21 protein-coding genes are annotated in these 22262 nt (G+C 66.6%); 2 read left to right on the forward strand and 19 right to left on the reverse strand.

The window, feature by feature from the left end:
• Positions 1–298: 298 nt before the first annotated feature.
• From CHEID_RS05710 to CHEID_RS05735, 6 genes are all read right to left on the reverse strand, one after another.
• Complete coding sequence (locus CHEID_RS05710) at positions 299–505, reverse strand: DUF3046 domain-containing protein (protein WP_112769396.1); 207 nt, start codon at positions 503–505, stop codon at positions 299–301.
• Positions 506–511: 6 nt separating this feature from the next.
• Positions 512–1387, reverse strand: coding sequence for a PspA/IM30 family protein (locus CHEID_RS05715; RefSeq protein ID WP_112769397.1), 876 nt, complete (start codon positions 1385–1387; stop codon positions 512–514).
• A 109-nt stretch (positions 1388–1496) separates the two neighbouring features.
• Positions 1497–1793, reverse strand: coding sequence for a helix-turn-helix domain-containing protein (locus CHEID_RS05720; RefSeq protein WP_238599307.1), 297 nt, complete (start codon positions 1791–1793; stop codon positions 1497–1499).
• Between the two features lie 137 nt (positions 1794–1930).
• Positions 1931–2518 (reverse strand): CinA family protein, encoded by a 588-nt coding sequence (locus CHEID_RS05725; RefSeq protein WP_420536397.1) that lies wholly within the window; start codon positions 2516–2518, stop codon positions 1931–1933.
• A 13-nt stretch (positions 2519–2531) separates the two neighbouring features.
• Positions 2532–3134 (reverse strand): CDP-diacylglycerol--glycerol-3-phosphate 3-phosphatidyltransferase, encoded by a 603-nt coding sequence (gene pgsA, locus CHEID_RS05730; RefSeq protein WP_420536398.1) that lies wholly within the window; start codon positions 3132–3134, stop codon positions 2532–2534.
• Positions 3135–3186: 52 nt separating this feature from the next.
• A complete protein-coding gene (locus CHEID_RS05735; RefSeq protein WP_112769400.1) occupies positions 3187–4194 on the reverse strand; it encodes a TerC family protein in 1008 nt (335 codons plus the stop codon).
• A 94-nt stretch (positions 4195–4288) separates the two neighbouring features.
• Between CHEID_RS05735 and CHEID_RS05740 the strand changes: the two genes are divergently transcribed.
• Positions 4289–4483 (forward strand): hypothetical protein, encoded by a 195-nt coding sequence (locus CHEID_RS05740; RefSeq protein ID WP_146743851.1) that lies wholly within the window; start codon positions 4289–4291, stop codon positions 4481–4483.
• Here CHEID_RS05740 and CHEID_RS05745 read toward each other — a convergent pair.
• The 9 genes from CHEID_RS05745 to CHEID_RS05785 all read right to left on the reverse strand — a co-directional run bounded on the left by CHEID_RS05745 (position 4480) and on the right by CHEID_RS05785 (position 17709).
• Positions 4480–7896 carry a DNA translocase FtsK gene (locus CHEID_RS05745; RefSeq protein ID WP_238599309.1) on the reverse strand — a complete coding sequence of 1139 codons (3417 nt, stop codon included), beginning with the start codon at positions 7894–7896 and terminating at the stop codon, positions 4480–4482. The two genes, CHEID_RS05740 and CHEID_RS05745, sit on opposite strands and share 4 nt — an antisense overlap.
• Positions 7897–8058: 162 nt before the next feature.
• Positions 8059–8763: a TIGR03085 family metal-binding protein gene (locus CHEID_RS05750; RefSeq protein ID WP_238599310.1), complete on the reverse strand. Its 705-nt coding sequence runs from the start codon at positions 8761–8763 to the stop codon at positions 8059–8061.
• Positions 8764–8840: 77 nt separating this feature from the next.
• Positions 8841–11123, reverse strand: coding sequence for a ribonuclease J (locus CHEID_RS05755; RefSeq protein WP_112769403.1), 2283 nt, complete (start codon positions 11121–11123; stop codon positions 8841–8843).
• Positions 11124–11130: 7 nt separating this feature from the next.
• On the reverse strand, positions 11131–12033 hold the full coding sequence (gene dapA, locus CHEID_RS05760) for a 4-hydroxy-tetrahydrodipicolinate synthase (protein WP_112769404.1): 903 nt from the start codon (positions 12031–12033) through the stop codon (positions 11131–11133).
• A 60-nt stretch (positions 12034–12093) separates the two neighbouring features.
• Complete coding sequence (thyX, locus tag CHEID_RS05765) at positions 12094–12846, reverse strand: FAD-dependent thymidylate synthase (protein WP_112769405.1); 753 nt, start codon at positions 12844–12846, stop codon at positions 12094–12096.
• A gap of 5 nt (positions 12847–12851) precedes the next feature.
• Positions 12852–13601, reverse strand: a complete 750-nt coding sequence (dapB, locus tag CHEID_RS05770) for a 4-hydroxy-tetrahydrodipicolinate reductase (RefSeq protein WP_112769406.1) — start codon at positions 13599–13601, stop codon at positions 12852–12854.
• A gap of 119 nt (positions 13602–13720) precedes the next feature.
• Positions 13721–16009 (reverse strand): polyribonucleotide nucleotidyltransferase, encoded by a 2289-nt coding sequence (locus CHEID_RS05775; RefSeq protein ID WP_112769407.1) that lies wholly within the window; start codon positions 16007–16009, stop codon positions 13721–13723.
• Between the two features lie 216 nt (positions 16010–16225).
• The gene (rpsO, locus tag CHEID_RS05780; protein ID WP_112769408.1) at positions 16226–16495 is read right to left on the reverse strand and encodes a 30S ribosomal protein S15; all 270 of its coding nucleotides are present in this window, start codon (positions 16493–16495) and stop codon (positions 16226–16228) included.
• Between the two features lie 209 nt (positions 16496–16704).
• Positions 16705–17709, reverse strand: a complete 1005-nt coding sequence (locus CHEID_RS05785) for a bifunctional riboflavin kinase/FAD synthetase (RefSeq protein ID WP_273660968.1) — start codon at positions 17707–17709, stop codon at positions 16705–16707.
• Between the two features lie 31 nt (positions 17710–17740).
• On the opposite strand from CHEID_RS05785, the gene truB reads away from it, so the two are divergent.
• Positions 17741–18730 carry a tRNA pseudouridine(55) synthase TruB gene (gene truB, locus CHEID_RS05790; RefSeq protein WP_112770344.1) on the forward strand — a complete coding sequence of 330 codons (990 nt, stop codon included), beginning with the start codon at positions 17741–17743 and terminating at the stop codon, positions 18728–18730.
• A 45-nt stretch (positions 18731–18775) separates the two neighbouring features.
• Here truB and CHEID_RS05795 read toward each other — a convergent pair whose 3' ends face one another.
• The 4 genes from CHEID_RS05795 to rbfA form a co-directional block, all read right to left on the reverse strand.
• Positions 18776–19420 carry a 4'-phosphopantetheinyl transferase family protein gene (locus tag CHEID_RS05795; RefSeq protein WP_420536399.1) on the reverse strand — a complete coding sequence of 215 codons (645 nt, stop codon included), beginning with the start codon at positions 19418–19420 and terminating at the stop codon, positions 18776–18778.
• A gap of 80 nt (positions 19421–19500) precedes the next feature.
• Positions 19501–20397 carry a metallophosphoesterase family protein gene (locus CHEID_RS05800; protein ID WP_273660970.1) on the reverse strand — a complete coding sequence of 299 codons (897 nt, stop codon included), beginning with the start codon at positions 20395–20397 and terminating at the stop codon, positions 19501–19503.
• Positions 20398–20513: 116 nt separating this feature from the next.
• Positions 20514–21839 carry an MATE family efflux transporter gene (locus tag CHEID_RS05805; protein ID WP_238599430.1) on the reverse strand — a complete coding sequence of 442 codons (1326 nt, stop codon included), beginning with the start codon at positions 21837–21839 and terminating at the stop codon, positions 20514–20516.
• Positions 21820–22260, reverse strand: coding sequence for a 30S ribosome-binding factor RbfA (gene rbfA / locus CHEID_RS05810; protein WP_112770302.1), 441 nt, complete (start codon positions 22258–22260; stop codon positions 21820–21822). Before rbfA ends, CHEID_RS05805 begins: the two co-directional genes overlap by 20 nt.
• Positions 22261–22262 lie beyond the last annotated feature (2 nt).

Raw genomic sequence — 22262 nt, forward strand, 5'->3', positions numbered from 1 at the left:
TCTCCTTGATGGGGAAGCTTCTCGTGCGGACTATCTAGGCCGGATGTGCACACCTAGCCGCACACCCAACCGCAGTGCTCAGAAGTTCGTGGGGCATACCCGTGCGCCCACAAACCTTGCTCGTAGTTGTTAGACGCCGCGCGGCCCCAAAGGGTTCACGCGAACCGACCGAAGCGAGCATCAGCAGCCAATGGCCTGCAGTGTGCCCCACACGCCGGACATCTGCACCCACCATACACGAACAAGTGTTCGAAAGCGTACCGAAGACCCCGCTCGTGCCGCGCAGGGGCACAACCCGCTAGAGGTCCTCCCCCAACTGCCGTTCCTCCGGAACGTCGAAATCCTCGCACAGCGCCCACCAGACCTCGCGCAGGTCCATCCCACGGTGGATGGCCTCCGCAGCCGTCATCCCCACGGAACTCAGCACATGACTGTCGGCGATCCACGCGGCGAAGCTGTCCCCAAACTCCCCGCGGGTTAGTCGATCAAACTCGGTCTGTCGCACGGGACGTTAGCTATTGCGCCGCAGCTCCCGCATGCGCTCGGCCACGGCGTCCTGAGAGACATCCCCGACCATCGGCTCCTGGGCTCTGTTGCCTTGGTTGCCCTGGCCCAAGGCCTGCTGCTGACCACCGGAGATAGCGCTGTTGCCGCCCGCGGACCCACCGGAGCCCGCCATCTCCGCCCGGATCTGCTCCAGCCGGGAGTGCCCAGCCATCTGGATACCGGCGGACTCCACTTCGGCCATCCGGCCCTGCACAGAATTCTGCGCCAGCTCCGACTGCCCCAGGGCGTTGGCGTAGCGCCGCTCGATCTTCTCGCGTACCTGGTCCAGGTTCGGCGTGGAACCCTGCGCCATCGAGTTCATGGACTGGACGGACTCGGCCACCTTTTCCTGCATCTTGGCCTGTTCCAGTTGGCCCAGCAGCTTGGTGCGCTCCGTCGTCTTCTGCTGGAGCTGCATGGCGTTGCGCTCGACGGCCTGCTTGGCCTGCGCGGCCTGCTGCAGGGACTGGTCGTGCATGGCCTTGAGGTCCTCCACGGACTGCTCGGCCGTCACCAACTGCGCCGCGAAGGCCTCTGCGGCGTTTTCGTACTCGGTGGCCTTTGCCGCATCCCCCTGCGCCCGGGCCTTCTCGGACAGGGTCAGCGCCTGCCTCGTGTTCGCCTGCAGCTTCTCGATCTCCGAGAGCTGACGGTTGAGCTTCATCTCCAACTGACGCTGGTGCCCAATCACGGTCGCGGCCTGCTGGGACAGGGCCTGGTGCTGCCGCTGAGCCTCCTGAATGGCCTGCTCAATCTGGATCTTGGGGTCCGCGTTCTCCTCAATCTTCGAGTCGAACAGCGCCATGAGGTACTTCCATGCCTTGACAAACGGATTGGCCATGAGTGCTTCGAGGCTCCTTGGATTGAATGATCTAACGATGGTCGAGTGTTCTTCGTCCACTCTAAACCGGTGGCGTGCCCGGTGCGGTATTGTGCGCGCGTCCGGTGGTCTACTCCGTACCCACCGATGCGGCCATTGTGGACGCCAGCTCCGCAGCCGCGGCGTCCAGGGTCATCATGGAGGCCGCCTCCAGAATGATCGAGGCCACGCTCACCCCCATCGCATGGCACACACTCGCCAGTAGTTCGGAGGAGACCTCCTTGCGGCCGCGTTCGAGCTCGGAGAGGTACCCGGGGCTGACGTTGGCCAGCTTCGCCAGGTCCCGCAGCGTAAAGCCGTTAGCCATCCGGCTTTCCTTGAGGGTGGAGCCCAGGGCCTCCCGCAGCAGCGGTTCTTCAGTGGGCATGCAGCCACCGGCTGGTTCCGCACGGCGATCGGAGACCGTCGCGGAAGCAGGGCGCGGGGAGGGGGCGGGGCGGTGGCGCTCTAACAGCGCGACCGACCCGGGCCTGTTATGTGCCGTGTTGGTTGCCATCAATGTGCCTAACGTAGGAGGGCCTGGCTTTTGTTCCCGGCGGTGACCGCAATGTGCGGCTCCACCTCGACTAGCAAATCTACAGCCGCGTCGACCGCAGCCGAGCGGATTGCCTGTCGCCGCGCCGCGGGCTCGAGCGGGCCCCACGGGCCCCGGGTTAGGGTGCGCACCCACGAGCTCCCGGCCGGCTCACGGATGTCCGCCGGAACCCGAGTTTTCGCCAACGCCTGTGCGCTCACCCACGCCGCCACGTATACCTCCCCCACGGGATGCCCGTCCTGGGGATCGGGCCCTGCCACACCCGTCAGGCCCACTCCCACATCAGCCCCGCACGTGTGCGCCACCCCCCGCGCCAGCTGCCGGGCCACCTCGGGGTCCACTGGACCGCGCTGACGCAGCAGTTCCTCATCCACCCCGGCCAGGGTGTGCTTAAGATCCGTGGCATAGACGACCACGCCACCGCTCAGCACGGCAGAGGCCCCGGGCACGCTGGCCAAGTGGGCGCACACCATGCCTGCGGTAAGTGACTCCGCCACTGCGAGCGTGCGTCCCTTGTGCGACAGTTTCTTTATCAACGCGCTGGCGTTGGCGTCTATAAGCACCACAGAGCTAGTTTTCGCGACGGGAATCGACCAGATATTGCACGCCCGTGACCACCGTGACCACGACCGCCACCGCCATGACCCCATGGGCGGCCCACGTGATCAACCCGCCGACCGGCATGACGTACAGCGCGACTGCCAAGGTCTGCAGCACCGTCTTCAACTTGCCGCCCTGGGATGCGGGCACCACCATCGAGCGACGCGCCAGCACCATCCGCCACAGGGTGATCCCCAGCTCCCGCACCACGATAACGGCGGTCACCCACCACCACAGCTCGCCCAGCACGTTGAGGCACACCAGGGCGGAGATCATGAGGGCCTTATCCGCAATCGGATCGGCCAATTTGCCGAAGTCCGTGATGACCCGGTACTTCCGGGCCAGGTGGCCATCCACCTGATCCGTGGCCATGAGTAGCGCGAACGCCGCCAAGGCCCACCACCGACGGGTTACCTCCCCGGTCTCCGTGAGCCCCTCCCCCGCAGAAGACAGCAACAGCCACACGAACAGCGGGATGAACACAATCCGCACGCAGGTGAGGATGTTGGGCAGACCCACCCGGCGGACGAAACGGCCGAATCCGCTCAGCCGGCGCTGGTCCTCGCTATTGATTCCGGGGCCCGTCGGGGCCACTCGTGGCTTAGGGGAGTGCACGTAGCAAATTCTACCCGTTCTGTTCGGCGGCCCGGTGTCGGCGGGACCCCACGGTCAGGCTCAGCACCGTCGTGACGATAAGCACGCCCACGATGACCACAAGCGATGTCACCACCGGGATCTCCGGCACAGCCACGTGCTCGCCACCATTAACGAAGGGCAGCTTGTTTTCATGCAGGGCGTGGAGGAGCAGCTTGATACCGATGAACCCCAGGATGATCGCCAGGCCGTAGGAGAGGTAGACCAGCTTGTCCAGCAGGCCGTCCAGGAGGAAGTACAACTGGCGCAGGCCGAGGAGCGCCAAGGCGTTCGTGGTGAACACTATGTACGGCTCGGAGGTAATGCCGTAGATCGCCGGAATGGAATCCAAGGCAAAGAGGAGATCCACGAATCCGATGGCAAGCAGTGCCACGAACAGCGGTGTGAGCACGATCTTCTTGTCTCGGTAGAACAGCTTGTCCCCGTGGTAGCCCTCAGAAACCGGCACAGCCCTGCGGATAAACCGGACCACCGCCATGTCATTGGGATCAGTTTCCCCCTTTTCTGACATCTCATCCCGCACGAGCTTAACGGCCGTCCACAGCAGGAACAGGCCGAAGAGGTAGAAGACATCGGACCACGCGGCTATCATGGCCGCGCCGAGCGCGATGAAGATTCCCCGAAAGACGAGAGCTAACGCGATACCGATTAACAGCACCTTCTGCTGATACTCTCGCGGGATCTTGAAAGCACCCATGATCAGAGCGAACAGAAATAGGTTGTCCACACTGAGGGCCTTCTCGGTGACGTAACCGGTGAAGAACTCGATGCCGTGCTGGTGCGGGTTACCGGGCTCGGGCCACGTCAGCCACAGAAATCCGCCGAAGAGGCAGGCCAGGCCGACATAGAACAACGACCACAGCGCGGACTCCCGCAGCGAGGGTTCGTGGGGGGTGCGCACGTGGCTGAAAAAATCGAAGACGAAGAAGCCCGCGATAACGGCGATCGTGATCGCCCAGGTCAAAAAATTTACTTCCATAGCTACGCTCAGACCTCCGGTCCTAGACAACGGTGAGGAACCGGAGGTCTCCCCCGCCGGCGGCCGCACAACAGGTGTGGGTGCGCCGACCGACATGACCGGGATGTCCCCGCCGCGCACCCATGGGGTGCGGGCGGGGCAAGCCGTGTTGACGATCAATGCCGACGTAGCGGATGTGGGGTACTCCCCTCCATTGCGGGCAACAGTACACGAGCCCAGCACGATTGCGGCAATTCCCCCAGTGGGCCTGGCCGCTGTCACCGGACGCGGCCGGGCACACGGGACCTAGAAGGCCCCGCGGGTCGGGTCTGCGGAGACGACCTTCGCGCCCTCCTCACCGGATTCCGACCGCGAGGCACCCGCTGGACCGGCTGCATCCCCTGCATCCGCCGGCTGTGCCGCCCCGGGCTCCACCACGGACTCTGTGGGGTCCTCATCCTCCACCCCGGCGCCGTCCACCCCGGAGCCGTCCGCCATGTCATCCTTGGGGGCCTCCGCCGGATCGGCGCCCTTGATCATCCACAGGATGGTCTCCAGCTCCTCCGGCTTCACCAGCACTTCCCGGGCCTTGGATCCCTCGGAGGGGCCAACAACCCCGCGGGTCTCCATGAGGTCCATCAACCGACCTGCCTTAGCAAACCCAATGCGCAATTTGCGCTGCAGCATGGAAGTGGAGCCGAACTGGCTGGTCACCACCAGCTCCACGGCCTGCAGCAGGTCGTCCAAGTCATCCCCGATATCCGGGTCGATGTCCTTTCCGCCCTCTGCGGCCTTCTCGTCGGTCACTCCCTCGGTGTAATTGGGTGCGGCTTGGTCCTTGGCAGCGTCCACGACCGCCTGCACTTCCTCGTCGGTGACGAAGGCCCCCTGGATACGGCGGGGCTTGCCGGCGCCCTGCGGGATGAAGAGCCCGTCGCCCATACCGATAAGCTTTTCCGCGCCACCCTGGTCCAGGATCACTCGCGAGTCCGTCAGGGAGGACGTGGCAAAGGCTAGGCGGGAGGGCACGTTCGTCTTAATCAACCCGGTGACCACGTCCACGGAGGGCCGCTGGGTGGCGAGCACCAGGTGGATCCCAGCCGCCCGGGCCTTCTGGGTGATGCGGACGATGGAGTCCTCGATCTCCCTCGGCGCGGTCATCATTAGGTCCGCCAACTCGTCGACGACACACACGATGAAGGGGTAGGGCCGGTATTCCCGCTCGGACCCCAGGGGGGCCGTGATCTCCCCGGAGCGGACCTTCCGGTTGAAGTCCTTGATGTGCCGCACGCGGGTGGACTTCATGTCCATGTACCGCTGTTCCATCTCCTCCACCAGCCAGGTCAGTGCCGCCGCGGCCTTCTTGGGTTGCGTGATGATGGGGGTGATGAGGTGCGGGATGCCCTCGTAGGGGGTGAGCTCCACCATCTTTGGGTCCACGAGGATCAGGCGCACCTGCTCAGGGGTAGCCCGCGTGAGCAGGCTGACCAGCAGCGAGTTGACGAAGGCGGACTTACCGGAGCCGGTGGACCCGGCCACCAGTAGGTGCGGCATCTTCTGGATGGAGTGGGCCACAAAGCCGCCCTCGATGTCCTTGCCGAGGCCCACGAGCGTGGGATCCGCTTCCCCTTCCACCGCGGGTGCCTTGAGCACATCTGCCAAGCGCACCATCTCCCGGTCGGTGTTGGGGACCTCGATGCCCACGGCGGATTTGCCGGGGATGGGCGCGAGCAACCGGACGTTGTCGGTGGCTACGGCGTAGGCCAGATCCGACTGCAGGTTCGTGATCTTGGAGACCTTCACGCCCGGCCCCAGCTCCACCTCGTAGCGGGTGACTGTGGGGCCACGGGAGAATCCGGTGACGGTGGCATCCACCTTGAATTCCTGGAAGACGGCGGTGATGGCCTCGATCATGAGGTCGTTGGCCCGACTCCGTGCCTTCGGCGGTTCCCCCGGGAGCAGCAGGTCGGTGGAGGGCACGGTGTAGCCGCCCGTCTCCGCCGTAGCCCCGGATCGCTCGGCAGGTGCTGCGGCGGCTTGTTTCTTATCGACGCCACCACCACCTCGCTTCTCAACTGCCGCCTTCGGGCTCGCCTCTCCCGCGCCCTCGGCGGCCTGACGCTGCTCCACCTCAGCGGCGTCGATCCCGGAGCGAGCGACGATGGCCTGGCGGATGGCCTCCCGGGAGCGGTCGACGGAGTCCCCGGCGGAATCCGCGCCTGGGTCCTTCACAGCCGGAAGCACTGCGGTGTCCGCATGCTCCACGGGAGCGCTCTTGCGCGCGGGGGTAGTGGTCTGCTCGACGGCAGCGGAGAATCGCCGCGGGCGCGGCGATTCGGGCCCACACGCGGGAGGGGCGTCCACAAGGGGAAGATCAAGATCCTCCTCCACCTCCCGGGGCCCGGCGGATCGAGGAATAACCCGGGTGCTCCCGTTCTGGGGAGCGGGCCGGCGCGTCGCCTGGGTTGCGCGATCCTCCGCCATGGCGCGCTCCAGCTCCTCGTCCACGAGGTCGTACTCGTCAAACTGGGCGGGGTCCTCTTCCTCCCACTGATCTGCGGAATGTAAATCTGCCCGGCCAACGTGGCGGTTATCGCGCCACTGGCGCAGCGCGCCGACCAACTCGGTGACGGTCAGGCCGGTGAGCTGGAGGGCTCCGTAGACGATGGCGAGCAGCAGCAGGGGCACAGCCAGGTACTCGCTGAAGCCCACGGCCATGGGGGAACCGATGAACTGGCCGACGATGCCCCCGGCCACGGCTTTCGCTTCAGTGGTGACGGGTTGACCGGCGAAGATGTGCAGGAGGCCGAGGATGGACAGGACGATAAGAACGGCCCCGCCCCACAACCGCAGCGAGGAGCGCTGCGTGTTGGTCACGCCCACCATAAGCACCCACGCCGCCCCAATCAGGGCCACGGGCACCACGAAGGCGCCGGCGCCGATTACCCAGCTCAACCCGGCGGCAATGGCACCGCCCACGGCACCGCCCACTCCGAACCACAACGTGCCCGCAAGAATGAGGCCGAGGGCAAACACCCCCAGGGCGGGCCCGTCGTAGCCGCCGCCCAGACGGCCGGGTTCCGGGGCAGCCAGGTGATCCGCCTCGTCGCTGTAGCCCTGGGGCTGATCTTCCCGGGGGGCCTTGCGGGCGCCTTCCTCCAAGGTGGTGTTTGCCCGCTTGGACACTCGGCCCGTGGAGTGCGGCACGGTTCCGTCGGCATAGTTCGCCGCGGCGCGGGAGGCGGCCTGGGCTTTGCTGAGGGGGCGGTTAATGCGGACCGTCGGGGCCTCGCGGTCGTCCTCCGCACCGCGGGCGGCGCCGTTGTCGGCCAGGAGATCCTCGTCGAGGTCGACTTCCCCCGCTGGGCGATGGTCACGGGTACCCTGCTGACCGCGAGGGGGCCGTTGGCTAGCACCGGCCATTTTGCGGGTCAGGCCACCAATGCCGCGGGCGGCCTGGGACATGGCGGAGCCGATGTGCGACCCGAGAACGCCATAGGGGCTGGGGGTCCGCTCGAAGTCGGAGGTATCGTAGGCGTGGCGCTGGGAGCGGGCCGGGGCCGACGAGCGACGAGCAGACGTGCCTGCGGCTGCGCCGCGATGGGCTCGCTGCTTGGCGGGGGTGGTGGCCCGGCGGTTATTGGCGCGGGCGCTACTGCCGGGGCCTTGCGGGCTGCTGGCGTTGGTCCGGGCGCGCGTGCGCGTTCCACTCCTCATAGACATGGCGCCTACTTTAATCGGTCCCGTCACTGCCGTCACAGTTGCAACACACGCCACATCGGTCACAGTTCGGAAACGATCGGAAGCTTATTCAGCCTCCGGGACTCGACGTGAACCCGCCGCAGGGGAAACTGGGCGGGCTGAAATGGGCTTCGGTGGGCGGGCTTAAATGGTGCGCCGCTTGATCTTTTCCTGGGCTCCCTTGGTCAAGTCCTCGATCTTGACCTGGGCTACATCATCGCGGCCGAGGAGCCACAGCACTAGTTCCCCTGCCGGTCCGCTGACTTGTGCCCGGGGGCCACCTGCGGAGCCGCCCTCCAGCGAGCTGTGCTCGCCGCCGGGGACGTCCGTGCGCTGAAGTATCACGCGCGCCGGGGACCCGGCGCACACGAGGGGAACCATGCGGCGTGCGGCCGCCCATAGTTCGTTGCTGTGGGCTTCCGAGAGCTGGCGCGGTTCCACATCGCCCGCCTGGCCCGGCTCCCCCGTGCTGGCGGCGCGGCGCACATCTTCGTGGTGGACGAAGTTCTCCACGGCGTTGACGAGGTTGTCACCGGCGCGCATGGGGTTCCAGGCCGGGGGGCCGCAGCGGAACATCTCCACCAGCTCTGCGTAGGGCTTGGAGCCATAGGTGTTCTGTACCGAATCGAGATGGCCGGACAGGAAGGGCACGAACATGCCTGCGGCGGCGTCGGGTCGGTATTCCCGCACGACCAGGTGGGCGGCGAGATCCCGCGTGGTCCACCCCTCGCAGAGCGTGGGGGCATCGGGACCACTCACGGCCAGCAGGTCGGCGAGCTTGGCGCGCTCCGCCTTGGCAACGGTCATAGGGGCGGAGGACGGCGAGCCGGAGGCTGTGTTTTCGCTCATGGTGGCCAGCTTACGTACGCTTCACCGGGAGCGCATGTGCGCCCAGGGCGCCCGGTGCCCCCGCCGGGGGCGAGGGGTTACAGAGCCGGTCGGGATTCGACCTCGTCTAGCTCTTCGACGATCTCGCTGGTCATGGGAATGACCGTGGGAACCACGAGGGGCTTGCGCTTCCACTTGTCGGCGATGTGCTTGCCGACGCGCCGGCGGATGGCCTGCGCCATGCGGTAGGGGTCGTTCTCCCCTTCCCCGGCCAGGTCCATCATGATGTTGTCCACTAGCTCGCGCAGCTCGGTGAGCATGTCGCGGGCATCGTCGGAGAACCCCTTGGCCTGGATCTGCGGGCTCTCCAGCGGCCGTCCGCTGCGGTTGTCGATGACCACCGAGACGGCGAGCAGACCACCGTCGGCCATAGCGGTCCGATCCTCCAGCACCTCATCGTCGATGTCCCCCATGCGCACACCGTCGACGTAGAGGTTGCCCACGGGGAACTGCCCGACGACCCGGGCCTGCCCGTCGACGAGGTCCACGACCACGCCGTTTTGCGCCAGCGGGATGTTCTCCGGGTTCACCCCGGTGGAGATCGCCAGCTCCTTGTTGGCCCGCAGGTGGCGCCATTCCCCGTGGACGGGCATGACGTTGCGCGGCCGCGCGGCGTTGTAGAGGAACAGCAGTTCCCCGGCCAGGCCGTGACCGGAGGTGTGCACCTTGGCATCTCGTCCAGTCACGACGGTGGCGCCGATCTGGGAGAGCATGTTGATCACGCCGAAGACGGCTTCCTCGTTGCCGGGCACGAGGGAGGAGGACAGGATGATGACGTCCCCGTTGCGTACGGTGATCTGGCGGTGTTCCCGGCGGGCCATCCGGGACAGGGCGGCCATCGGCTCACCCTGCGTGCCGGTGGTGATGAGCACAACCTTGTGGGGGGCCATCTTGCCGGCCTCGTCCATACTGACGAAGGTCCCCCGCGGTGCGGTGAGGTATCCCATGCGCTCGGCGATCTCCATGTTGCGAATCATGGAGCGGCCCGTGAAGGCGACCTTCCGGCCGGCGGCCACCGCCGCGTTCACCGCAGACTGCACGCGGTACACGTTGGAGGCGAAGGAGGCGATGATCACGCGCTGCTTGGCATCCCGGACCAGGCGGTTCAGGGTGGGGGCGATGTCCGCCTCGGAGCCAGAGAAACCGGGAGTAGCGGCGTTGGTGGAGTCACACAGGAAGAGGTCCACGCCCTCGTCACCGAAGCGGGACAGTGCGGGCAGGTCGGTGGGACGCCCATCCAGCGGCGTTTGGTCCAGTTTGATGTCACCGGTGTGCACGACCAGGCCGGCCCCGGTCTTCAGGGCGATGCCCAGGCAATCCGGGATGGAGTGGTTCACCGCGAAGAAGCGCAGGTCGAAGGGCCCGCGGTTGAGGTGGGATTCCTCGTTGACCTCAATGAGCTTCGGCCGCTGGCGGTGCTCCTGGGTCTTGGCCTCGATGAGGGCACAGGTGAACCGCGAGGCGATGATCGGGATGTCCGCGCGCTGCTTGAGCATCCACGGAATGGCGCCGATGTGGTCTTCGTGGCCGTGGGTGACGACGAGCGCCTCCACCTTGTCCCACTTGCCCTCCAGGTAGGAAAAGTCCGGCAGGATCAGATCCACGCCCGGTTCACCGGAGCTGGGGAAGAGCACGCCACAGTCGATGATGAGCAGGCGGCCGTTGTATTCGAAAACGGTCATGTTGCGGCCGATCTCGGAGATGCCACCCAGGGCGACGACGCGCAGCCCGTTCTTCGGGGCGCTCGGCGGGGAGGGCAGACGCTTGGTGAGGTCCGCACCCTGCATGGACTTCAGCGGGCCCTTGCGCTGGTTGCGGTCTCCGCGGTCCCCCCGATTGTTGCGGCCACCGCGGCCGTTGTCGTTGCCGCCGTTACCGTTGCCACCGTTGCCGTTGTTGTTATTGCCGCCGCGGTTATTTCCGTTGCGCTGCCCGCCGCGGTTATTCTCCGAGCTGGAGTCCTCCCCACCTCGGTTCGAGCTGCGGTCCCCGCCACGGCCGCGTCCCCGGGAACGCCGGGAGCGGTTACGGGAGGAGCCCTTGGCGTTGTCCCCCTGCGAGCCGTTCCCCGAAGAGGTGTCGGAGTCCGCCGGTGCGCCGGCCACCGAGCCGTCGTCGAATGTCGTGGCAGCGGCCGCATTGGCGGGCGCTGCTTGGGTGGGCTGCTGGGCCGAGTCAGAACCCTGGGCCCCCTCTACCGCCGCTTGGGCGCGGGCCCGGGCTGAATCGGCGTCCTTGTTGTCGGCCTCTTGGGTCGTTTCCGCGCTCGGCGGAGCCGCCTGCCGGGTTACTTTTCGTCCCCGGGAGCGTTGTTCAGTCATATTTTTCCTATACCCCTGCCTCACGCAGGTCTTTTTCCAGCTGTTCTAGTTCTGCTGGGGATGGTTCAACGATTGGTAGCCGTGGCGAGCCCACATCAATTCCGCGCAGCTTCAAACCCGCCTTCGCCAGAGCCACTCCCCCGAGCCGCGCCTGGGCGCGCTGCAGGGGCACCAGGCTCACCGCGATCTGACGGGCGGTGGCGATGTCCCCGGCGTCGTAGGCTTCCCGCAAGGCTTTGAGCCTGTCGGCAGCCAGGTGGCCGATGACGGAGATGAAGCCGGTTGCTCCGCTGGCCAAGAACGCCAGATTAAGCGGATCATCCCCGGAATACCAAGCCAGGTCGGTAGTTTCCACGAGTTCCATCGCTGCGGCGAGGTCCCCCTTGGCGTCCTTCACAGCGGCGATGTTGGGGTGCTCCGCGAGTCGGCGGATGGTCGCGGACTCGATGGGAACGTTCGTGCGCGAGGGGATGTCGTAGAGGCAAATCGGCACGTCCACCGCATCGGCCACGGTGGTGAAGTGCCGGTACACCCCCTCCTGGGATGGGCGGGAGTAGTAGGGCGTCACGATGAGCAGGGAATCGGCCCCGGCTGCGGCGGAGGCCTTGGCGATGTCCACGGACTCCGCAGTGTTGTAGGTCCCGGCCCCGGCGATCAGGCGAGCCCGATCGCCCAGTTCAGCTCGCACGGCTCTGAGTAGGTCCAGCTTTTCCGCGATCTTCGTGGTGGGGGATTCACCGGTGGTCCCGGCTAACACGAGGGAGTCGCACCCCTTGTCCACGAGGTGTCCGGCGAGCTCTACGCCGCGGTCCACGTCGATGGACCCATCTGGGGTGAACGGTGTTGCCATCGCCACGGAGATTGTGCCGAAGTGCTCGGCACCGCGCGTCGCTGCATTACCAGTACTCATGGGTTACCAGGTTACCTTCCCGTTGTGTCGTTGGAAGCATTCGCCGCACCGGCGCACACTTCAGGAGTCGCTGACGTAGGGGCTTGTGGCCATCTGGGTGCCGTCACGGAGCTGGGAGATGGAGAAGTCAGCGAAGACTTCCGGGGAGATCTCCTGCAGCAGCCGGAGGCACTCCACCGCCACTGCCCTGATCTCGGCGTCGGCGTGCTCGGCGGCCCGCATGGCGATGAAGTGCCGCCAGGACCGGAAGTTTCCGGTCATAACGAAGCGGGTCTCGGTGGCGTTGGGGAGCACCGCCCGGGCAGCTTGCCGGGCCTGCTTGAGCCGCAGGGCAGCGTGAGGTTGGGCCTCGGTGTGCCCGGCTAGCCCCTGGAGGATCTCCCCGTAGACGTCGTGGGAGACGTCCGCAGCTCGCAGGAACAGGGCTTTGAGCTGCTCGTCGGCGGCGATGGCGGCGGGCAGCACCACCCGCGCCTCCTCCGCCGGCACATAGCGTTGGGATAGCTGGCTGAAGGAGAACATGCGGTGGCGCATGATCTCGTGGCTGCATGACCGCGAAACGCCCCGGAGGTACATCGTCGCGCTGGCGTGTTCGAGCACCGCGAGATGGCCCACGTCCAGGATGTGCCGGATGTAGGCGGCGTTGGTCGCGGTGTGCGGGTTGGGTTTATCGAACGTTTCGTAGCAGGCCCGCCCGGCGAACTCGGCGAGCGCGGAGCCGTCGGGGGCCTGCGGATCCCAGTCGATGTCTTCCGGCGCCGTGAAGGCCGTGTGGCCGATGAGCCGGATGTCCAGGTCTACTGCGACGGCCATGTCGGTTAGACGTCGAGGCCGAGGAAACCCTCAAGGCCGATGGTCAGCCCGGGGTACTGTGCAATCTTTTGGACGCCGATAACCACGCCCGGCACGAAGGACTCGCGATCGTAGGAGTCCTGCTTGATGGTGAGGGTCTGGCCTTGGGTGCCGAAAATGACCTGCTCGTGGGCGACCATGCCAGTCATACGGACCGCGTGGACCGGGACGGATTCCACCTGGGCACCCCGGGCTCCGTCTAGCCGCTGCTCGGTGGCATCAGGCTGGTCTCCCAGCCCGGCCTTCCGGCGGGCGGCGGCGATGCCCTCCGCCGTGTGAACGGCGGTTCCGGAGGGGGCATCCTTTTTATTGGGGTGGTGCAGCTCGATCACTTCGGCGGACTCGAAGAAGGGCGCCGCGATTTCGGCGAACTTCATCGTGAGCACTGCGGAGATGGCGAAGTTGGGGGCGACGAGCACGCCGACGTCCGGGTGATCCGCTAGCTGTCGGCGGACGGCATCGTAGCGCTCTTGGGTCCAGCCGGTCGTTCCGACGACGGCATGGATGGAGTTGTCGATGCAGAAGGCGACGTTGTCCATGACGGCATCCGGCTGGGTGAAGTCCACGGCGACGTCGGTATTGCTATCCACGAGCACCTGAAGGTCTTCGCCGCGGTCGACGGCGGCAGACAGCTCCATGTCCTCGGATTTTTCGATCGCCGCAACGATGGCGGTGCCGACCCGCCCGTTGGCGCCCAATACTGCTACTCGAATCATGCTTGTATCTCACCTTCTGCGGATTGCGGTCTGCTCTACCCCCACCTTTGGGAAGGGGTTAGGAGCGACGGGGGGAAGTTATGACGACAGGGGAAATGGGGCCGGGTGCGAAGACGGCCCTAGTCCTCCACGGGCACCAGGGAGATCTTGCCGCGATTGTCGATATCGGCGATCTCCACCTGCAGCTTGTCGCCGACGTTGACCTCGTCCTCCACCTTCTCCACCCGGCGGTCCCCACCGATCTTGGAGATGTGCAGCAGCCCGTCCCGGCCCGGGAGCAGGGAGATGAAGGCACCAAAGGCGGTGGTCTTCACCACGGTGCCAAGGAAGCGGTCCCCCACCTTCGGCAGTTGGGGGTTGGCGATCGAGTTAATTCGGTCCACAGCGGCCTCGGCGGCGGGTCCGCCCACGGCCGAGATGAACACGGTGCCGTCCTCCTCGATGGTGATGTTCGCACCGGTTTCCTCCGTGATCTGGTTGATGGTCTTGCCCTTGGGGCCGATGACCTCACCGATTTTGGACTGGGGAATGTTCACCGTGGTGATGCGGGGGGCGAATTCGCTGAGCTCCTCGGGGCCATCTACGGCGCCGGCCATGAAGGTGAGGACCTCTAGGCGAGCTTCGTAGGCCTGGCCCAGGGCATCTGCCAGCACATCGGAGGGGATGCCGTCCAGCTTCGTATCGAGCTGAAGAGCGGTGACGAAGTCCGCAGTCCCGGCGACTTTAAAGTCCATGTCACCGAAGGCATCCTCGGCCCCCAGGATGTCCGTAAGGGTGACGTACTTCTCTTTCTTTCCGACCGTGCCGGTCACCAGGCCCATGGCAATCCCGGCGACGGGGGCCTTCAGGGGCACCCCGGCCATGAACAGGGAGAGGGTGGAGGCGCACACGGAGCCCATCGAGGTGGAGCCGTTAGACCCTAGGGCCTCCGAGACCTGACGAATGGTGTACGGGAAGACCTCCCGGTTGGGGATGACGGGGGCCAGCGCGCGCTCGGCCAGTGCCCCGTGTCCAACTTCCCGACGCTTGGGGCTGCCTACCCGGCCGGTCTCGCCGGTGGAGTAGGGAGGGAAGTTGTAGTGGTGGATGTAGCGCTTGACGCTCTGGGGGCCCAGCGAGTCGATATGCTGCTCCATCTTGAGCATGTCCAGTGTGGTCACGCCCATAATTTGCGTCTCACCACGCTCGAAGAGGGCAGAACCGTGGACGCGGGGCAGGATGTCCACAACTGCTCCGAGGCTGCGCAGGTCCTTGGGCTTGCGACCGTCGATTCGGATGCCCTCCTCCAGGATGCGCTGGCGCACAATCTGCTTCGTCACGTCGTTGTGGGCCGCGCGGATCTCGGCTTCACGATCCGGGAAGCTCTCGGCGAGTTCCGCCACGACTTCCTGCATGTTCTCCGCTAGGGCTTCGTCCCGCTCCTGCTTGTCGGGGATCTGCATGATGTCCGCGAGAGCCTCTTCGGTCTCCGCCTCCACGGCGGTGAGGACATCCCCGCCAAACGGCGGGAACAGCTCGAATTCGCGCTGCGCGGCATCCACGGTGCGGGCCAGCTCGACCTGCGCTGCGCAAAGGGTAGCGATGAAGGGTTTTGCGGCCTCGATCCCCTGGGCCACAACGTCTTCGGTGGGGGCGGGGGCACCTTCGGCGATGCGCTCCACCACGTTCTCCGTGGCTCCGGCCTCCACCATCATGACGGCCACGCTGGGTTCCGTGGAGCTGCGGCGGGCGTGCCGACCCCGGCCGCCGCCGCGGGCCTTCTTCACCGGTTCCGTCACGCGGCCGGCGACAACCAGCTCGAAGACCGCTTGTTCCTCCTGATCCTGGTCGGGGAATGCGACCCACTGCCCCTCCGGATGATCCTCGTCCACCACCAGGGCCATGCGCACCGCGCCGACGGGCCCGGACACCGGCAGGCCGCTGAGCTGGGTGGCTGCAGAGGCACCGTTGATGGCCACGACATCGTAGCGTTCCTTGGGGTCCAGGGACATGACGGTGACGATGACCTGCACCTCGTTGCGCAACCCCTTCGCGAAGGTGGGGCGCAGGGGGCGGTCGATAAGCCGGGCGGCCAGAATGGCTTCAGTGGCCGGTCGGCCCTCTCGGCGGAAGAAGCTGCCGGGGATGCGCCCCACGGCGTACATGCGTTCCTCCACGTCCACGGTCAAGGGGAAGAAATCGATGCCCTCCCGGGGCTGGCGGGATGCGGTCGTGGTGGACAGGAGCATCGTGTCGTCGTCGAGGTAGGTGGCCACGGCACCATCTGCCTGGCGGGCCAGCAGGCCCGTCTCGAAGCGGATGCTGCGGACCCCGAAGTCCCCGTTGTCGATGGTTGCCGCTGCCTCCCAAACCCCGGCCTCCGGATCGACCAATTCAATCGTGACGTTCTCGTTCTGCGGTGCGCTCATAATGTGGAGTGCAAGAACCTTTCTGCATTTTGTGCGGTGGCACGGAGATCCCACAGTGAACTTTTCCTCACGGCCTGGTCATCGATGCCGACCGTCGTGGGCGTGCCGATCATTGCCCTCCCGGGGAGGGCTGGTAAATCGCGATTCCGAGGGTATCACGAAAGAACCGCCCTCCAGCATGAGCTGGAGGGCGGCACCGTGACTTTGCGTCGCGTCCTAGCGGCGCAGGCCGAGGCGCTCGATGAGCGAACGGTAACGATCAATGTCGTTTTCGGCGAGGTACTTCAGCAGGCCCTTACGGCGACCCACCAGGAGCAACAGGCCGCGACGGGAGTGGTGATCGTGCTTGTGATCCTTCAGGTGCTCGGTGAGCTGGCGAATCCGGACGGTCAGCAGGGCGATCTGTGCCTCCGGGGAACCCGTATCGGTCTCATGCAGACCGAATTCCTTAAGGGTGCTGGCCTTCTGCTCCTGGGTTAGAGCCATGGTGGGAGTATCTCCTCAATCTCGATGGTTGTTTCAGTTTGCGCGTTGTTATTGGCGTCCGGAAGAAAAAAGAACAGTAACCGGAAAAGCGCCCGCGGCTACCGCAAACCACAGCCGCATGACGAGCAGCAAGCCTAACACCGTCGGTGACCGCAAACAAAAAGCGTGCGAGCGCCAAGTGACGGCGCAGCCACGAGCGGACGGCACACTTAGGGCCGCGTGGGAGCGCCCGCAGCGGCGCTCTCCAGCACGCTGCGGGTATTCGCCACATCCCGCTCGATCGCGGTCACAAGCTCCTCCACGCCGCTGTAGGTCTCCTGGCCCCGCAACCGCTCCACGAAGCTGACCTGGACCTTCCGGCCATAGAGATCGGCCTCGTGATCGAGGATGAAGGATTCCACGCTGAGGGGCTCGTGCCCAAAAGTCGGATTGGTCCCCACAGAGATCGCCGCCGGAAGCTGCGCTCCCACCGGCATGGTACCGACGAGGCCGCCGGGAGCTTCCCCCTCCTCCGGCACCACGGTGACATACCCCGCATACACCCCCTCCGCCGGGAGGGCATACATCTCCGGGAAGTACAGATTCGCCGTGGGGAACCCCAGGGCCCGACCACCCCGCCCGGCCCCGTGGACCACCTCCCCCTCCACCTCGAAGCTGCGCCCCAAAGCCCCCGCCGCCGCGGCAACATCGCCGGCCACTAGCCGCCCGCGAATCCAGGTGGAGCAGATGGTGTGATCCCCCTCCGTCAACAACGGGACAACCTGAACGTCGATCCCCCGCTGCGCACCCAGCTCGGCCAGCATCTCGGAGGTGCCCTCCGCGTTCCGACCGAAGGTGAAGTTCTCCCCCACAATGACGGTGCGGGCGTGCAGGATGTCGACGAGAACCCGATCCACGTACTCCTGCGGGGTCCACCCGGCCAGCTCGCGGGTGAACGCCACCACGACCACGTGATCGATCCCGCAGGCATAGGCCTGCTCGGCGCGCTGATGCACCGTACCCAACAGGGCGGGCACCGCAGACGGGCGGAACACCACCGTGGGATGCGGGTCGAAGGTGAACATCACGCTGGCGATCCCCCGCCGCCGAGCTTCGGCTACGGCCCGGTCCACCAGCTCCCGGTGGCCGCGGTGAACCCCGTCGAACACGCCGATCGTCACCACGGTGGGGCCCAGGTCGGTGGGAACCCTGTCCAGTCCGTACCACATACTCACGAGTGGCTAGCCTAGCCCATAGACTTGCGCCATGTCCGAAACCCCATCCTCCGCAGATACCGCTGCCCACCGGCCCCCGGAGGGCGGCATCCTGCAGCGATCCGGCGTGCTCGTGGTGGACAAGCCCGCCGGGATGACGAGCCACGATGTCATCGCACGGTTGCGCCGCATCTTCGGCACCCGCCGGGTGGGCCACGCCGGGACGCTGGACCCGATGGCCACCGGCGTGCTGGTCGTGGGGATCGAGCGGGGCACGAAGTTCCTCGCCCATGTCGTCGCCCATAACAAGCGCTACGAGGCCACGGCGGAGTTCGGGGCCACCACCGTCACCGAGGATTGCGAGTCGGCGGCAACCTCCATCGCCCCAGCCGCGAGCATCCGGGCCCTTCGGCCGGAAGCGGTCGCCACCGCCCTCACCTCATTCTGCGGGGACATCGAGCAGCGGCCCTCCTCCGTGTCCGCAGTGAAAATCAACGGCAAACGCGCCCACGAACTGGTCCGCGCCGGGAAGGACGTGCAGCTACCCGCCAGGCCGGTGAGCATCCACTCCCTCACGGTCGACCAGGTGGAACTCTTGGAACGCTCGGCCGCCGATGCGGCCCTGGTGGGCGAGGGCCCCCGCTGGCGCGCGGCCTTCGCGGTGCACTGCTCCTCGGGCACCTTCGTGCGGGCCCTAGCCCGGGACGCCGGGGAGGCCCTGGGAGTGGGGGGATATCTCACACAACTCCGCCGGGTGAGTTCGGGGCCGTTTCCGCTTGCGGAGGCCCAGACCTTGGAGCAGCTTGCGGCGCGTCCGGTGTTGACCTGGACCTTGGACGAGGCGATGGCTCGTTGCTTTCCCGTGCGGGAGATCTCCGAACCCCAGGCGCGGGATCTAGCGCTGGGCAAGTGGCTGGAACCCATCGGGCTTCAAGGGGTCCACGCGGCGGTAGGCCCGCGGGGGCGGGCCATCGCGCTTATCGAGGAGCGCGGATCCCGGGCGGCCAGCGTTTTCGTCGCCCGTCCGGCTGGCATGGACTAAGGCTGTTCACTGCCGCTGAAGCCGCCCTACCCCGCTGGCTAACGGCTAGTACCGCCGCACGGCCGTCACCGTGGCGATGAACCCGCCGGAGATGATCCAGCGCCCCTCAATGAAGGGCACGGGCTGCGGCTGGGCCAGCAAGTGCGCGGTGAAGGTGCCATCCGCACGGATGTCGATATCGGCCTCGTCGAAGTCCAGGAAGCGATGCGTCAGCGGGAACCAGGCCTTGTAGGTCGATTCCTTCGCACTGAACAGCACCTTGCCCATCAGCTCCCCCATCTCTCCGCGCTGCAGCCTGCGCAGTCGGCGCAACTCGGCGGGCCGCGCGATGGCCTCCAGCACCCCGTCCGGCAGCGCCGTCGCGGGTTCCGCGTCGATGCCGAGGGAGGCCCACCGCGTGCTGCTGCCCACGAGCGCTGCCCGATAGCCGTCGGTGTGGGTCAGCGACCCGGTGATGGCGTCCGGAAAAAGGGGCATTCCCCGCCGCCCCCGCAAGATGGGCAGGTCCGGGCCGAAGGAGCTCATGGCCTGGTGCGCGCACCAGCGAGAATCCCCGAAATCCGCTTTACGCCGATCTACGGCGGTGGCCACGAGCGCGCGTTCCTCGTCATCCAGCAGCTCGTACTTCTCCAGAGTGGGCGCGGTGGGGGGAACGTGCAACTCCACGATGCGGGTGCCGGTGGGCAGCATGTCGGCGACCACGACGGGGTCCTCCAGCTCGCCCCGCGGGGTTAGGGCAGCGGCGTGGGGTAATTCCACCGTGCGTTGACTCATTGCTCCACCTCCTCCGTGAGCACCGGGTAGGGCCATAGGCCGCGGTGTAGGCGCGGCCGTAGCGTGTATTGCCACTCTCTGGGATAACCGAGGGATACCTCCACGTGCGTTACGCCGTCGATGTTCCGGCGGACGGGCAGGTGCAGGTGACCGTGGATAACCGTACTGGCCCGGTAGCGCTTCGGCCACCCCTGGGTGTGCCGAGTGCCGGACCACAGGGCAATTTCTTCGTGGCGGACCCCGGCCATCATCTCCCGGGCGAGCGGCCAGTGGTTGACGAGGACGGTGGGCTCGGTGACTTCGCTGAGCCGGTCGACGGAGTAGTGCAGGCGTTCGTGGCACCACAGGGGGATGTCCACGTAGGGGGCGATGGCGTGGTGGTCGGTGAGGACGATGCCGCGTTCCTGGGCGGCGCTGAGGGCCTGGTCCCGGGTGGTGTCCGGGGCGCGCCAGGAGTGGTCGTAGAGGGTGAACAGCGGGACGATCCGATGGCCCGCGAAGCTCAAGTAGGGATCTTCCGGTGTGCTCGCCCCGGCGCTGCGAGCTGAGCGGATGACTGCCTCGTACTTATCTTTCCCGGTGAAGCGGTCGGTGCTGCGGGCGTAGATCTCGTGGTTGCCGGGGGTATAGATGACCTGCTGGAAGGTGGCGCAGAGGTCGTTGAGGGTGCGCCGGATGGTGCCGAGGTTCTCCGCAATGTCCCCGGCCACGATGAGCCAGTCCTTGGGGTGGGTGGGGCGAATAAATTTGTGGACAACGCCACGGTTACCTAGCGCGGCCATGTGCAGGTCGCTTACGGCCCACAGCGTGCGCCGACCGGGCGACCCGGAGCTGGGCGGCGGGGGGCCCTCGGGTGCGGGTCCCGGCGGGGGTGGCGATGTCTGGAGATCCATGGCGGTTCACAGTATCCCCGCGCGGCCGCCGGGCCGGGAAGGGTTCGGGGTGAGAATTACCTGTGGCGGGGGTAGCTACCGGGGGTAGCTGACGTGCCCCCGGGCTCCCAGACCCCTTAGCTCTCGGCCCAGCGCCCCGATTGGAAGCGCCACACCACCGCACCACACCGCAGCACGAGGAAGAGCAGCAGCCCGCACCACAACCCGGGCAACCCCCACCCGAGGGCCAGCGAGAGCCAACCCAGCGGGATGAAGCCCACGACTACGGAGAGCACCGTCGCCGTGCGCAGGAACCGGACGTCGGAGGCGCCCAGCAGCACCCCGTCCAGCGCGAAGACCACGGAACCGATGAGCACCATGACCACCAGCAGCCACCAGGCCTGCCCAATGCGGCCCAGCACCACCTCATCCGTGGTGAACAATTGCGGGATGTAGCCACTACCCGCAGCCAGGGCAGCGGCGATGAACAGTCCCGCCAGGACGGAGAAGCGGATCACGCGATAGGCCACTGCCTCCGCGGACGCCCGGGACTTCCGCCCCAATGCAGCCCCGACGAGGGCTTGGGCGGCGATTGCCACGGAGTCCAGCACGAGGGTGAGGAAGTTCCATAGCTGCAGCAGCACCTGGTGGGCGCCGAGAGCCCCGCTCCCCATCCGGCCCGCCACCGCAGCAGCGGAGAGAAAGGCAACTTGAAAGGACAGGGAGCGCACGATCAGGTCCTTGCCCATGGCCAGTTGCGGCCGAATGACTGACCAGTCCGGACGCCAGGGCCTGGCGTCCCCAAACCTCCGCCACCACAACATCGCCGTGGCCACGAAGCAGGCAGCGACGATGCTCTCCCCCAGCACGTTCGCCAGGGCGGAACCGACCACGCCGAAACGGTGCACGGCCCACGGGACGGTGATGGCCATGGGGATGACCCCCGCGAGCGTGAACAGCAGGGGTAAGCGGGTGTTGGCCACCCCCCGCAACCAGCCGTTTCCCGCCATAACCACGAGGGCGGGGACGATGGACAGGCAGGTGATCTGCATCCAGCTAGTGGCAAGCTGCGCCACCTCGGGATCTGGGGCCAGGGCCCGCATGATGATGGGACACGCGGCGAAGATGGTCACCGCCAGGGTGCTGCCCACGGCGATCGCGACCCAGGTGGCCTGGATCCCCTCGTAGATGGCATCCGCGAGCCGCCCGGCCCCGTAGAGTCGCGCGGACCGGGCGGTGGTGCCGTAGGAGAGGAAGGTCAACTGGGTGGTGACCGTGGATAGCACGGTTGCCCCGGCCGCGAGGGCGGCGAGTTGAGTCGCGCCCAGGCGGCCGACCACCGCCGTGTCCCACAGGAGGTACAGCGGGGTGGCGGCGAGGACCAGCAGAGCGGGCCACGCCAGGGAGAGGATCGTCAGGGAGCTGATCCGCTCCTGGCCAGGGCTATTCTCCGGGCTCGGCACTGCGGTAGGGATCCGCCTCGCCGGCCGGGCGGGAGTTCGCAGCCTGCGCCCGGATTTCCTCATCGCGGGCTCGGGCGCGGGCGAGGAGCTCCTCCATATGAGCGGAGGCCTCCGGGACCGTGTCCACCGCGAAGCTCAAGGTGGGGGTGAAGCGAACCCCGAGCTGATCGCCGACGATCTTGCGCAGTTGGCCCTTGGCCTTGGTCAGCGCCGCCTCCGCCAGGGCGAAGTCCGGGGCATCCTCGATGGTGCGGCCGCGCACAGTGTAGAACACCGTGGCGTCGTGCAGATCCCCGGTGACTCGGGCGTCGGTCACCGTGATGAACTCCACCCGGGGGTCCTTGATCTCCCGCTCCAGTGCGGTTGCCACGATGGTTTGAATCCTCTTGGCCATCCGCGCTGCCCGTGCGTGATCAACCATGG

Origin of the sequence: Corynebacterium heidelbergense (genome assembly GCF_028609845.1) — a bacterium.
In the GTDB taxonomy this organism is placed as follows: domain Bacteria; phylum Actinomycetota; class Actinomycetes; order Mycobacteriales; family Mycobacteriaceae; genus Corynebacterium; species Corynebacterium heidelbergense.

Bases quoted from the DNA above. Each gene is read 5' to 3' on its own strand.
- CHEID_RS05715 (WP_112769397.1), bottom strand. From the start codon at position 1,387: ATGGCCAATCCGTTTGTCAAGGCATGGAAGTACCTCATGGCGCTGTTC.
- CHEID_RS05720 (WP_238599307.1), bottom strand. From the start codon at position 1,793: ATGCCCACTGAAGAACCGCTGCTGCGGGAGGCCCTGGGCTCCACCCTC.
- CHEID_RS05735 (WP_112769400.1), bottom strand. From the start codon at position 4,194: ATGGAAGTAAATTTTTTGACCTGGGCGATCACGATCGCCGTTATCGCG.
- CHEID_RS05740 (WP_146743851.1), top strand. From the start codon at position 4,289: ATGACCGGGATGTCCCCGCCGCGCACCCATGGGGTGCGGGCGGGGCAA.
- CHEID_RS05745 (WP_238599309.1), bottom strand. From the start codon at position 7,896: ATGTCTATGAGGAGTGGAACGCGCACGCGCGCCCGGACCAACGCCAGC.
- CHEID_RS05750 (WP_238599310.1), bottom strand. From the start codon at position 8,763: ATGAGCGAAAACACAGCCTCCGGCTCGCCGTCCTCCGCCCCTATGACC.
- CHEID_RS05755 (WP_112769403.1), bottom strand. From the start codon at position 11,123: ATGACTGAACAACGCTCCCGGGGACGAAAAGTAACCCGGCAGGCGGCT.
- dapA (WP_112769404.1), bottom strand. From the start codon at position 12,033: ATGAGTACTGGTAATGCAGCGACGCGCGGTGCCGAGCACTTCGGCACA.
- thyX (WP_112769405.1), bottom strand. From the start codon at position 12,846: ATGGCCGTCGCAGTAGACCTGGACATCCGGCTCATCGGCCACACGGCC.
- dapB (WP_112769406.1), bottom strand. From the start codon at position 13,601: ATGATTCGAGTAGCAGTATTGGGCGCCAACGGGCGGGTCGGCACCGCC.
- CHEID_RS05775 (WP_112769407.1), bottom strand. From the start codon at position 16,009: ATGAGCGCACCGCAGAACGAGAACGTCACGATTGAATTGGTCGATCCG.
- rpsO (WP_112769408.1), bottom strand. From the start codon at position 16,495: ATGGCTCTAACCCAGGAGCAGAAGGCCAGCACCCTTAAGGAATTCGGT.
- truB (WP_112770344.1), top strand. From the start codon at position 17,741: ATGTCCGAAACCCCATCCTCCGCAGATACCGCTGCCCACCGGCCCCCG.
- CHEID_RS05795 (WP_420536399.1), bottom strand. From the start codon at position 19,420: ATGCTGCCCACCGGCACCCGCATCGTGGAGTTGCACGTTCCCCCCACC.
- CHEID_RS05800 (WP_273660970.1), bottom strand. From the start codon at position 20,397: ATGGATCTCCAGACATCGCCACCCCCGCCGGGACCCGCACCCGAGGGC.
- rbfA (WP_112770302.1), bottom strand. From the start codon at position 22,260: ATGGTTGATCACGCACGGGCAGCGCGGATGGCCAAGAGGATTCAAACC.